At 73.0% G+C, this 12,104-nt stretch carries 11 protein-coding genes; 3 read left to right on the top strand and 8 right to left on the bottom strand.

Going from position 1 to position 12,104, the window contains the following annotated elements:
- Positions 1-32 precede the first annotated feature (32 nt).
- The 4 genes from Q5694_RS23120 to Q5694_RS23105 form a co-directional block, all read right to left on the bottom strand.
- On the bottom strand, positions 33-890 hold the full coding sequence (locus tag Q5694_RS23120) for an ABC transporter ATP-binding protein (RefSeq protein ID WP_333935137.1): 858 nt from the start codon (positions 888-890) through the stop codon (positions 33-35).
- Positions 891-928: 38 nt separating this feature from the next.
- Positions 929-1,990: a FecCD family ABC transporter permease gene (locus Q5694_RS23115; protein WP_333935136.1), complete on the bottom strand. Its 1,062-nt coding sequence runs from the start codon at positions 1,988-1,990 to the stop codon at positions 929-931.
- Positions 1,987-3,045: a FecCD family ABC transporter permease gene (locus Q5694_RS23110; protein WP_333935135.1), complete on the bottom strand. Its 1,059-nt coding sequence runs from the start codon at positions 3,043-3,045 to the stop codon at positions 1,987-1,989. Before Q5694_RS23110 ends, Q5694_RS23115 begins: the two co-directional genes overlap by 4 nt.
- A 114-nt stretch (positions 3,046-3,159) precedes the next feature.
- Positions 3,160-4,515: a lysine N(6)-hydroxylase/L-ornithine N(5)-oxygenase family protein gene (locus Q5694_RS23105; RefSeq protein WP_333935134.1), complete on the bottom strand. Its 1,356-nt coding sequence runs from the start codon at positions 4,513-4,515 to the stop codon at positions 3,160-3,162.
- Between the two features lie 247 nt (positions 4,516-4,762).
- Here Q5694_RS23105 and Q5694_RS23100 point away from each other — a divergent pair, with 247 nt between their 5' ends.
- The gene (locus tag Q5694_RS23100; RefSeq protein ID WP_333935133.1) at positions 4,763-5,710 is read left to right on the top strand and encodes a methionyl-tRNA formyltransferase; all 948 of its coding nucleotides are present in this window, start codon (positions 4,763-4,765) and stop codon (positions 5,708-5,710) included.
- Between the two features lie 28 nt (positions 5,711-5,738).
- On the opposite strand, the gene Q5694_RS23095 is transcribed toward Q5694_RS23100, so the two are convergent.
- The 4 genes from Q5694_RS23095 to Q5694_RS23080 all read right to left on the bottom strand — a co-directional run bounded on the left by Q5694_RS23095 (position 5,739) and on the right by Q5694_RS23080 (position 9,220).
- A complete protein-coding gene (locus Q5694_RS23095; RefSeq protein ID WP_333935132.1) occupies positions 5,739-6,434 on the bottom strand; it encodes a response regulator in 696 nt (231 codons plus the stop codon).
- Complete coding sequence (locus tag Q5694_RS23090) at positions 6,431-6,589, bottom strand: hypothetical protein (protein ID WP_333935131.1); 159 nt, start codon at positions 6,587-6,589, stop codon at positions 6,431-6,433. The genes Q5694_RS23095 and Q5694_RS23090 overlap by 4 nt, the downstream gene beginning before the upstream one ends.
- Positions 6,590-6,783: 194 nt before the next feature.
- Entirely contained in the window at positions 6,784-7,119 is a 336-nt protein-coding gene (locus tag Q5694_RS23085; RefSeq protein WP_333935130.1) for a hypothetical protein, read from the bottom strand.
- Between the two features lie 223 nt (positions 7,120-7,342).
- Complete coding sequence (locus Q5694_RS23080) at positions 7,343-9,220, bottom strand: ABC transporter ATP-binding protein (protein WP_333935166.1); 1,878 nt, start codon at positions 9,218-9,220, stop codon at positions 7,343-7,345.
- A gap of 216 nt (positions 9,221-9,436) precedes the next feature.
- Here Q5694_RS23080 and Q5694_RS23075 point away from each other — a divergent pair, with 216 nt between their 5' ends.
- Both Q5694_RS23075 and Q5694_RS23070 read left to right on the top strand, forming a co-directional pair.
- Positions 9,437-10,420, top strand: coding sequence for a lysylphosphatidylglycerol synthase transmembrane domain-containing protein (locus Q5694_RS23075; protein WP_443040922.1), 984 nt, complete (start codon positions 9,437-9,439; stop codon positions 10,418-10,420).
- Between the two features lie 345 nt (positions 10,421-10,765).
- Positions 10,766-11,863: a mechanosensitive ion channel family protein gene (locus Q5694_RS23070; RefSeq protein WP_333935129.1), complete on the top strand. Its 1,098-nt coding sequence runs from the start codon at positions 10,766-10,768 to the stop codon at positions 11,861-11,863.
- Positions 11,864-12,104: the final 241 nt, after the last annotated feature.

Here is a 12,104-nt window from a genome sequence, read left to right as displayed (position 1 = left end):
ACCATAGCGTGCGAAGTGAGGCAAGCCTAGCCTTACTTTGACGGGCCTCCGGAGAGGTGCGCCGACCGGACGTGCGTGCGCCCGATCGGCACGATCAGCGGCCGGTCCCCGACCGGGTCGTCGATCACCCGGGCGCGCAGCCCGAACGCCTCCTGCAGCAGTTCGGTGGTGACGACGTCCCGCGGATGGCCCTGCGCAAGGATCGTGCCCTCCCGCATCACCACGAGGTGGTCGCTGTAGCGTGTGGCGAGGTTGAGGTCGTGCAGCACCATGACGACGGTGCGGCCCGACTCGTGCAGGTCGTCGACGAGGTCGAGGACGTCCACGGCGTGGGCGAGGTCCAGGTAGGTCGTGGGCTCGTCGAGCAGCAGCAGGTCGGTGCCCTGGGCGAGCGTCATGGAGATCCAGACGCGCTGCCGCTGGCCTCCGGACAGCGAGTCGACCGGACGGTCGGCCAGGTCGGCGACCCCGGTCAGGGTGAGCGCCCGCTCCACCACCTCGGCGTCGTCGGAGGACCACTGCCGCAGCCAGCTCTGGTGCGGATGGCGGCCCCTGGCGACCAGGTCGGCGACCGTCAATCCCTCGGGTGCGACCGGCGCCTGCGGGAGCAGGCCGAGCTTCTTCGCCACGTCCCGGGTGCGCAGCCCGCCGATGTCCTCGCCGTCCAGGACGACCGCGCCGCGGGCCGGCCTGAGCAGCCGGGCCAGCGTCCGCAACAGGGTGGACTTCCCACAGCCGTTGGGACCGATGATCGTGGTGATCACGCCCGGCGGGATCGTGACGTCCAGGTCCTCGATGACGGTCCGGGCGCCGTAACCGACCGAGACGCCTCTGGCTGCCAGCCGCGCGGTGCGGCCGCGCACGGACTCGGTGACGGGAGGTGCGACCACGGGTTCCCCCTTGCTCGGATTGGCTGACTCTCGTCCCGCTACCGGAGGTTCGCCCGCACCAGCAGGTGGACGAGGAAGGGACCGCCGATCGCGGCGGTGACCACGCCGACCGGGAGCGAGACCGGCAGCGCGGTGCGCGCCACGAGGTCCGCCCCGGACAGCAGCAGGGCGCCCACCAGCGCGGAGGCCACCAGCGGCGGTGTCGGGCAGCGCGTCAGGCGCATCGCCGCCTGCGGCGCCACCAGCGCCACGAACGGCACCGGGCCCGCCGCGCTCACCGCCACCCCCGCCAGCAGCACCGCGCACAGCAGCAGGACCGCCCGCACCAGGGCGTAGCGCACGCCCAGGGCCGCGGCGACGTCGTCGCCGAAGTGCATGGGCCGGAACTGGAAGGCCGCGCACGCCACGACGGCCAGCAGCACCAGCGAGCACCACAGGGCCGTGCGGACCTCGCTCGCGCCGCGGCCCTCCAGCGAGCCGACCAGCCACGCCTGGGCCCGGGCCACGTCCCTGATGTCGGCCGTGACGAGCAGCCAGGTGGTGATCGCCTCCATCACGGCGGTGACCGAGATGCCGATGAGGACGAGCCGGAGACCGTCGACTCCGCGCCGCCACGCCAGGAAGTACACCAGCAGGCCCGTGCCGAGACCGCCCGCGAGCGCCGCGGCGGACAGTCCCACCGAGTCCACGACCGCTGCAGCGGTGCCGCCCGAGACCGTCACCAGGAACACCGCGACCGCACCGGCGCCCGAGGTGATCCCCAGTACGTCCGGGCTGGCCAGCGGATTGCGGGCGACGGACTGGGTGATCGCCCCGGACACGCCGAGCGCGATCCCCACCACGAGCCCGGCCAGGGCCCGCGGCATCCGCAGGTCCCGGACGACGAACTCGTCGACGCGTTCGCCCCGCCCGAGGAGGGTGCGGATCACCTGCGGCAGGCCGATGGGGAAGTCGCCGACGCCGATGGACACGCAGAACACCAGGAAGGCGGCCACGGCCAGCAGCACCGTGAGCGACAGCAGCCGGGGCCGCAGGACGAAGGACAGGCGGCCCAGCCGCACAGCGGGCGGCAGGGAGGGTTTCACGGGGGCGGTGTTCATGCTCTCCCGAACCTCCCGCGCCGGACGAGGACCGCGAAGAAGGGGGCACCCAGGAGTGCCACGAGCACGCCCGCGTCCAGTTCGCCCGGCCGCACCACCAGCCGCCCGGCGATGTCGCACACCAGGAGCACGACCGCGCCGAGCAGACCGGCGTAGGGCACCAGCCAGCGGTGGTCCGGGCCGGTCAGGTGGCGGGCCATGTGGGCGACCATGAGCCCCAGGAAGGCGACGGGGCCGCAGGCGGCCGTGGCCGCGCCGGCCAGGAGCGTGACGGCGGCGATGCCGACGGTCCGGCTGAGGGCGATGTTCACGCCCAGCCCGCGGGCCACGTCGTCGCCGAGGTTCAGCAGGTTGAGAGCGGGAAGCGTGCTCAGGGCCAGCAGCAGTCCCAGGCCGGTGAACGCGGCGACGGGCCCGATGACGTCGAAGCCGACTCCCGCGAGCGAGCCGGCGTTCCAGAACCGCAGCGCGTTCAGCGCCGCCCGGTCCGACAGCGCCACGGCCGTGGTCATCGCCGCGAGGAACACCGCGATGCCCTGACCGGCCATGGCCAGGGTGAGGGGGTTGCCGGCTCCGCGTCCGATGCTGGCCAACCCGAACACGACGACACCGGCCAGGGCCGCGCCGAGGAACGCGAACCAGACGTACTGGAAGGGGTCGGTCAAGCCGAACACGGCGATCGCCGTCACGACGGCGAAGGAGGCCCCCGCGTTCACGCCGAGCAGGCCCGTGTCGGCGATCGGGTTGCGGGTGCAGCCCTGGATCAGCGCTCCGCCGACGCCCAGGGCGAGGCCCGCGACGATCCCGAGGACCGTCCGGGGCACCCGCACCGTCTCCACGATGAGCCTGATCTCGGTGAGGCGCCGGTCGGAACCGGGTGCGCCGGCGAGCCCGTGCCAGACCTCGACGGGACTCAACGCCCGTGCCCCGACGGCCAGGGACAGCGCCGCGGTCACCACGAGCACCCCGAAGAGCACGCCCAGCCCCAGCAGTCGCCGCCGGGCCTTCCCCGGGCTCCTCGCCGCGGGGCGTTCCACCACTGCAGTCGTCCCCATGTCGACCTACGTCATCCCTTGCGCTGGAGGCGGGTCCGGTGGCAGCCGTGCGCACCGCCCGGGTTCAGGGCCGGACGGTGCGCGAGGGCGAGGCGGCGTGGGTCCGCCCGGCCCTCAGCGGGCCGTGCTGCCCGTGCCGTCGGTGAGCGTCCGGGTACGGCCGGCGCCGGCTCCGGGCCCCTTTCCCAGGAGGGAGTCCAGGATCTCGCCGACTCTGATGGCCGTGTTGGACAGCAGGGAGGAGGTGATGCCGTGCGTGTGCTCCGTGCCGCCCTGCAGGTAGATGCCGCAGCGCAGGGCGGGATCGGTGGTGATGCGGTAGTCGCGTTCGACGCGGACCCGGCCCTCGTCGTCGCGCAGGCAGCGGTCGGCCACCTCGCCGAGGAGGCCGGTGGGGTCGGCCGGGGCGTACCCGGTGGCCAGGACCACGACGTCCGCGTCCAGGTCGGTCTCCTCCCCGGTGACCAGGGACTGCACCGTGCACCGGACGCTGGACGGCGTCTCCTTGACGCCGGTGAGCCGGGAGACGTTGAGGAAGCGCAGGCGTTCGGCGCCCAGGACCTTCTCCTGGTACGACTGCCGGTAGAGGTCGTCGATGAGGTCGATGTCCACCACGGAGTAGTTGGTGTTGCCGTGGTAGTCCATCAGGCGGCGTTTGACGTCCTCCGGTGCCGCGAAGTACTCGTCGACCGCCTGCGGGTCGAAGATGCGGTTGGCGAAGCTGCTGTCGTCGGCGGGGCTGTAGCCGTAGCGGGAGAACACCGCGCAGACCTCGGCGCCGGGGAAGCGGCGGTGCAGGTAGGCGACGTTCTCGGCGGCGCTCTGCCCGGCGCCCACGACGACGAAGCGTGAGGGCGAGGTGCCCGCCAACCCCTCGACCTTGGCCAGGAGTTCGGAGTTGTGCCAGACACGGTCGCCGCGCTCGACGCCCTCCGGCAGGAGGGGGCGCAGCCCGGTGCCGACGACGAGGTTGCGGGCCCGGTGGATCTCCAGGCCGCCACCGGACCGGACGGTCACCTCCAGGTGCTCCACGACCCCGTCGCGGCTGACGGGTGCGACGCCGACGACCTCGTGGCCGTAGGAGACCAGGTCGTCGACCTGGGCGGCCGCCCATTCGAAGTAGTCGTGGAACTCCACGCGCAGCGGGAACAGGTTCTTGTGATTGATGAAGTCGATCAGCCGGCCCCTGCTCTGCAGGTAGCACAGGAAGCTGTATTCGCTGGCCGGGTTGCGGAGCGTCACCAGGTCCTTGAGGAAGGAGACCTGCATGGTGGCGTCGTCGATGAGCATGCCGCGGTGCCAGCCGAAGCGCGGCTGCTGCTCGAAGAAGTGAGCGGTGACCGCCTCCCGCCTGCCGACGCGTGCGTTGTGCTCGCGGAGCGCGATGGCCATGGCCACGTTGGACGGGCCGAAGCCGATTCCGATGAGGTCGTGGACCGGTGGTGCGTCATCAGGAAGAACCTGCGACATGTCACTCCCATCGTGCGGGGCAGCCGCGTGTCGGGTGGGGAGGGAAGTGGAGAACGGCATGCCGACGGAGCGACATCCCGTAAAACTTAGGTGAGCCTAAGCTAATCATCGAGGGGTGTCGACAGGACAAACCAGACACCCCTCATGGCCAGGGGCCCCCAACTTCCGCTTCGCGACGCCCCGTTGTGAAGTAAGGCAAGCCTTGCTTTACTTACCTCGGCCATCGCCTGCCCTGAGGAGGAACCCCATGCGGGTCGTCATGTTCGGTTACCAGACCTGGGGCCACCGCACCCTGCAAGCCCTCCTGGAGTCCGAGCACGACGTCGTGCTGGTGGTCACCCACCCCAAGAGCGAGCACGCCTACGAGAAGATCTGGAGCGACTCCGTCGCCGACCTCGCCGAGGAGCACGGCGTCCCCGTGCTGATCCGCAACCGCCCCGACGACGAGGAGCTGTTCGAGCACCTGAAGGCGGCCGACCCGGACATCATCGTGGCCAACAACTGGCGCACGTGGATCCCGCCGCGCATCTTCGCGCTGCCGCGCCACGGCACGCTGAACGTGCACGACTCGCTGCTGCCGAAGTACGCCGGTTTCTCGCCGTTGATCTGGGCCCTGATCAACGGCGAACCCGAAGTGGGCGTCACCGCCCACATGATGAACGACGAGCTGGACGCCGGTGACATCGTGCGCCAGGAGGCGGTGCCGGTCGGGCCGGCGGACACCGCGACCGACCTGTTCCACAAGACGGTCGACCTCATCGCCCCGGTCACCATCGGCGCCCTCGCCCTGATCGCCTCCGGGCAGACGGAGTTCACCCCGCAGGACCGCTCACAGGCGTCCTTCTTCCACAAGCGCTCCGACGAGGACGGCCGCATCGACTGGTCCTGGCCCGCGGAGGACCTGGAGCGCCTGGTGCGCGCCCAGTCCGAGCCGTACCCGAGCGCCTACACCTTCCACCGGGGCCGGCGCCTGGACGTCCTGGCCTCGTTCGTGTCCGAGGGCCGTTACGGCGGCACCCCCGGCCGCATCTTCTACCGCGAGGGCGCCGGCGTGGTGGTCGTCGCCGGGGCCGACGCCCGCTCGGGCCGCAACCACGGTCTGGCCCTCACCCGGGTGCGCACCGAGGACGGCCGGGAGCTGCCCGCGACCGAGTACTTCACCGCCATGGGCGGTTACCTCACCGACCGCCCCTGATCCACCGGCCCCGGGCCTGCCGGGCCGTTCAGACCCGCCAGGCGTACCGGCGTTCGGGCCGTCCGGCGGCGCCGTAGCGCAGCGTCACGTCGGCGCTGCCGGTGCTGTGGAAGTGCTCGAGGTAGCGGCGGGCGCTGACCCGGGACAGACCGGTCAGCGCCGCGCACTCGGTGGCGGACAGGGTGCCGTCCGCGTCCCGCAGCGCCCGCTCGACCAGCCCGGCGGTCTCCACGCTCATCCCCTTGGGCAGGGTCGGGGCCGGGGCGAACGCGCCCGCCAGGACGCGGTCCACGTCCGCCTGTCCCCGGACGACCGTCGTCAGCAGCCGGCCGCGCTGGGCGGCGTAGCGCTCCAGCCGGGAGCGCAGATCCGCGAACCCGAAGGGTTTCAGCAGGTAGTCCACCACTCCCCTGCGCACGGCGCCGCGTACCGTCTCGGCCTCGTGGGCCGCGCTGATGACCATGACGTCGCAGTCGTGCCCGGCGGTGCGCAGCCGCGGGATGACGTCGAGGCCGAAGAGGTCCGGCAGGTACAGGTCGAGCAGGACGAGGTCGGGCCGCAGCGCCTCGACGGCCTCGATGGCCTGGCCGCCGCTGTGCGCCTCGCCGACGACGCGGAACGGCTCGACGCGTTCGACGTACCGGCGGTGGACGCGGGCGACCATGAAGTCGTCGTCGACCACGAGGACGTCGATCGCTGCGGCCGTGCCGCTGACCGCGGTCATGGGGCGGCTCCTTCCGTCACCGTGCCGGTGAGGTGGCCGACGGACGGGCGTGCCCTGCCCGGGGCCCCGTCGGGGGCGGGCACCGGCATCTCGCCCGCGGGCGAGCGGCGGCGGAAGGTGGCGACCACGGTGAACTCAATCGTCTCTGCCGGCACGGGGGGTCATCTGCCGAGTCGCCCCATCATGACGTCCACCAGCGGAAATCGGAAGTGAGGTGCCGCAGCAAGGCGGCGCGCGCTCCCGTCGCCACGCGGAGCGCACCGGGTCGCCGGTCGGTCCGTGAGCGCGCCGGGCGGCGTCGGGAGGCGGGCTGGCGGGAACGTCCCGGAGGGACTCGGGCCGGGCCGCGTCAGGAGGCGGCCGGGCGGGGTCCGATTCCGGACGGCCTCCTGATCTCGCCGCCGAGTTTCGCGCGCAGAGGCTGCGGCATCGCCGGTTTCGCGCTGACCACCCGGCGCATGCCGACCAGGTGGGTGCCCCCGTGGACGCGGGCCGGCTCCAGCCAGGTCTCCTCGAGCCGCTCCTCGGGGAAGGTGGTGATGGGGAAGTCGCCCTCGCGGGTGCGGCACACTCCCTCGCGCAGTTCCTCCGCCTCCGTGCGGATGTCGGCCCGGCAGCCGGCCGGCCCGGCGATCACCTCCACCTTCGCCGGGGCGACGACCCCGGCGGCGGGTGCCGCCGGCACGCTCGGGGCGGATGCGGCCCGGCCCTCCTCCCCCGGCAGGCCGTGAGGAGGGCCGGCGTGATCAGGACACCGGCCGTCGCCGCGGCGCGCGGGCGCCGGGCGCGTGGCGGGGTCCGGTGGTCGGGTCGTACGGGCGGTCGCTGCGGGGACACGTCGCCTCTCCGGTGCGGGGCTGCGGGCTCGGTCTGCCGGTGAGGAGTACGCACGTGGAGGGGCGAGCCGCTCACGGTGCTACGGCGGCGGGGTGGGCGCCCTCGAACTGGGTGCGGTACAGCTCGGCGTACCGCCCGCCCGCGGCGAGCAGGTCCTCGTGGGTGCCCTGTTCCACGATCCGGCCGGCCTCGACCACGAGGATCCGGTCGGCGGAGCGGACCGTGGACAGGCGGTGGGCGATCACGACCGCGGTACGGCCGGCGAGAGCCTCGGTGAGGGCCTCCTGCACGGCGGCCTCGGAGGTGTTGTCGAGGTGGGCGGTGGCCTCGTCGAGGACGACCACCCGCTGACGGGCCAGCAGCAGCCGGGCGATGGTCATGCGCTGCCGCTCCCCGCCGGACAGGCGGTATCCGCGCTCGCCCACGACGGTGTCCAGTCCGTCGGGCAGGGACCGCACCAGCTCCTCCAGGCGGGCCCGGCGCAGGGCGTCCCAGAGGTCCTTCTCGCCGGCTCCCGGCCGGGCCATCAGGAGATTGGCGCGGACGGTGTCGTGGAAGAGGTGCCCGTCCTGGGTGACCATGCCGACGGTCTCACGCAGGGAACTCGCCGAGAGGTCACGCACGTCGACGCCGCCGACGCGGACGGCGCCCCCGTCGACGTCGTACAGGCGCGGCAGCAGCTGGGCGATGGTCGACTTGCCCGCCCCGGAGGACCCCACGAGCGCCACGGTCCGGCCGGGTTCGGCGCGGAAGGAGACGCCGTGCAGCACCTCCTCGCCGCCCCGGCCGTCCAGGGAGGCGACCTCCTCCAGGGAGGCCAGGGAGACCTTGTCGGCGGCCGGGTAGCCGAAGCGCACGTCGTCGAACTCGACCGCGACGGGCCCTTCGGGCACGGGGCGGGCGTCGGGCCTGTCCTCGATGAGCGGCTTCAGGTCGAGCACCTCGAAGACGCGCTCGAAGCTGACCAGGGCGCTCATGACCTCGACCCGGGCTCCGGCGAGCGCGGTCAGCGGCGCGTAGAGCCGGGTCAGCAGCAGCGCCAGCGACACGACCGCACCGGGCTCCAGGGTGCCGCGCAGGGCCAGGTAGCCGCCCAGGCCGTAGACCAGGGCGAGGGCCAGGGCGGAGACCAGGGTGAGCGCGGTGATGAACGCGGCCTGGGCCGTGGCCGTGCGCACCCCGACGTCCGCGACCAGGCGCGCCCGTTCGGCGAACTCCCGCGACTCCTCCGCGGGCCGTCCGAAGAGCTTGACGAGGGTGGCGCCGGGTGCGGAGAACCGCTCGGTCATGCGGGTGCCCATCGCCGCGTTCAGGGTCGCCGCCTCCCGCTGCATCCGCGCCATCCGGCTGCCCATGCGGCGCGCCGGGAGCACGAACACCGGCAGCAGCACCAGCGCGAGCAGGGTGATCTGCCAGGACAGGGTCAGCATCACGACCAGGGTCAGCAGGAGGGTGACCAGGTTGCTGACCACTCCGGACAGGGTGTTGCTGAAGGCGCGCTGGGCGCCGATGACGTCGTTGTTGAGACGGGAGACCAGGGCGCCCGTACGCGTGCGTGTGAAGAACGCCACCGGCATGCGCTGCACATGGTCGAAGACGGCCGTGCGCAGGTCGAGGATGAGGTGCTCGCCGAGTGTCGCGGACAGCCTGCGCCCGAGGATGCCCAGCGCCGCCTCGGCCACGGCGATCAGCGCGATGAGCAGGGCCAGGCGTACGACGGTCGCCTCGTCGCCGTCCGACACGATGGTGTCGACGACGCGCCCGGCCAGCACGGGCGTGGCGACCGCGAGCAGCGCGGTCGCCATCCCGAGCAGGACGAACAGGGCGATGCGGCGCCGGTGCGGACGGGCGAAGGCGCCGACGCGGCGCAGCGTCGCCAGGGCGAAGGGGCGGCGCTCCTGCTGGGCGTTCATGACGCTGTACAGCTGCGTCCACGCCGTGGTCTCCATGCTCATGGGTGGGAACGTAGAACCTGAAGCGGCCTTGAGGTCAAGGAGCTCGCGCAACGGCCCCGACATCCCGCACAATCGGCCCGATCCCCCTCGTCCCCGACCCACCGCGCAAAGGTCCCGATGACGCTTCCCACGCAGCCGCTTCCCGCGCGCCATCCGCAGGCCCCGCTTCCGCAACCCGCCGTTGGGGCGGTGTGGGAAGCCTCGTCCGATGTGACAGCGGTCCAACTCCCCGACGTCCGGCCCGGACGGCTCCCCCGTCGCGTCCCGGCCCGCCGTGTGCGGCAGATCCTGTGCCTGCTGCCGCTCCTGCTGGTCACCGTGGTCGCGGTGCGGCACCGCTCGGTGCTCGCCGAGGGCTTCGCGCACCTGCGCACCGCCGAGTGGCCGTGGCTGCTGGCCGCGGCCGGGGCGACGTGCCTGACCTGGGTGGCCGCCTCCTGCACCCGGCAGGGCGCGGTCGTCGAGCGGCTGCCCCGACGGCGGCTGCTGGCCACGCAGTTCGCGGCCGGCGCCGCCAACCACATGCTGCCGACCGGGCTGGGCGCGAGCGCGGTCAACCTGCGCTTCATGACGGTGTGCGGGCTGCCGCTGGCCCGTTCCTCGGCCGCCCTCGCGCTGTACCTGCTGGCGGAGAGCATCGGCCGGGTGGCCCTGCTGGGCGCCCTGCTCCTGGTGTTCCCCGGCGCGCTGCGGCTGGGGGCGCTGGTGCCGGAGACGGCGTTCGGGCCGCTGCTGGCCGGGGCCGGGGCGGTGCTGATGATCGCCGTACTGGTGCTCGCCCTGGTGCGGCGGCTGCGCGCGGGGCTGGTGTCGTTCCTGCGCACCGCGCTCGGTGAGGCGCGCACGGTGCACACCCGTCCGGCGCGGGCCCTGGCCCTGTGGGGCGGCTCACTCGCGTTCCCGGCACTGCAGGCGTCCGCACTGGTGCTGGTGGGGCGGGCGTTGGGGCTGGACGTGCCGGCCGGCCACATGGCGGTGGCCTACCTGGCGGCGACGGTCGCGGTGGCGCTGGTGCCGACGCCGGGCGGCATCGGCTCGGTGGAGGCGGCGCTGGTCGTGGCCCTGGTGGCGGCGGGGGGCCCGGCCGCGGTGGCCACGGCCGTGGTGCTGGCCTTCCGGGTCATCACCGTCTGGCTGCCCCTGGTACCGGGAGCGCTGACGCTGGCGGCGCTGGTGCGGATGAAGGTGATCTGACCCGGGCGGCGGGCACCTCGGGGGGACGCCGGTGCCGGGCCGACCGGATCCGTCCCGTCGCGAACCCGTGCCGGACGGGCCTGCCCCTTCGCCGACCCGCCGGGCGGGCGGATCCGGCGTGCGTGACGGAGCGTCATGTGCATCAAGTCACCCTCCGCTCACCCCGGTCCGCGGTACGGACCCCCGTACGGGATGCGGCAGGATGAACGACCGTGCCGACCACCGGCGAGGGTGGCCGGACACCATCGGACATCACGCAGAACGAGCAGGTGACGACGTGACGACACTTCACATCCGACCGCCCCGGACGGCGTTCGCGGCGCTTCGCGTCCCCGGGGGTGAGCGGTGAACCGGGCCCTCACCGTGGACGATCTGCTGTTCGCCGGCATCGCCCTGGCCTCGGGCCTGCTGGCGGCGTTCGCCCTGCGCGTGCTGCTGCGCTGGCTGGGCGGGCACGCCGACCGCACCCGCTGGAGCGGTGACGACGTCATCGTGCACGCGCTGCGGGCCGTGGTGCCGTGGGCCGCGGTCGTCGGCGGCGTGGCGGGCGCGGCGGCGGTGCTCCCGCTGACCCGCGCGGTGCAGCACACCACCAACCAGGTGCTCACCGTGCTACTGATCTTCGTCGCGACCGTGTCGGCGGCCCGGGTGGTGGCGGGGCTGGTCCGCTCGGTCACCCAGTCCCGCTCCGGGGTCGCCGGGTCCGCCACGATCTTCGTCAACATCACCCGGATCCTGGTCCTGGCGATCGGGTTCCTGGTGGTGCTGCAGACCCTGGGCATCTCCATAGCGCCCCTGCTCACCGCCCTGGGCGTCGGCGGTCTGGCGGTGGCGCTGGCCCTGCAGGACACGCTGGCCAACCTGTTCGCGGGCATCCACATCCTCGCCTCCAAGACCGTCCAGCCGGGCGACTACATCCGGCTCAGCAGCGGTGAGGAGGGCTACGTCGAGGACATCAACTGGCGGCAGACCACCATCCGGAACCTGTCGAACAACCTCGTCGTGATCCCCAACGGCCAGCTCGCCAAGGCGAACATGACGAACTTCATGCGCCCCGAGGAGCAGCTGACGATCCTGGTCCAGGTCGGGGTGGCCTACGACAGCGACCTGGAGCACGTGGAGCGGGTGACCAACGAGGTCATCGCCGCGACCATGGCCGAGGTCGAGGGGGCCGTCCCGGACCACGAGCCGATCATCCGGTTCCACACCTTCGGCGACTCCCGCATCGGCTTCACGGTGATCCTGGGTGTGGGCGAGTTCAGCGACCAGTACCGGATCAAGCACGAGTTCATCAAGCGCCTGCACAAGCGCTACCGCGCGGAGGGCATCCGCATCCCCGCCCCGACCCGGACGGTGGCGCTCCAGCAGGGCGCGGTGGTCATCCCGCAGCAGCGCACCGGCGAGATCGAGCCGAGCGGACTGCCGGTCGCGAGCTTCGACTGAGCCCCACCCGCGGTCCCGCCACGGCCTCACCGCGGCGCCGGGGCGGCCGGAGGCCCCCGGGTCCGGCCCCGGCCTCGCGGCGGCGGGGGCACGCGGGTCCCGCGACGCCCGCCCCCGCCCCGACCTGGGGCTTCGCGGACGGCCGACCGGATGGCGCGAAACTGGACGCGGACCCCTGTCGAGACCGGGTCGATCACGAGATATCTTGATGTCGAGCAATGTTGCAGACGTGGAGCGGAGC

It is taken from the genome of Streptomyces sp. AHA2 (genome assembly GCF_036857595.1).
Classification (GTDB): domain Bacteria; phylum Actinomycetota; class Actinomycetes; order Streptomycetales; family Streptomycetaceae; genus Streptomyces.
This window is presented reverse-complemented; position numbering and strand designations above follow the sequence as displayed.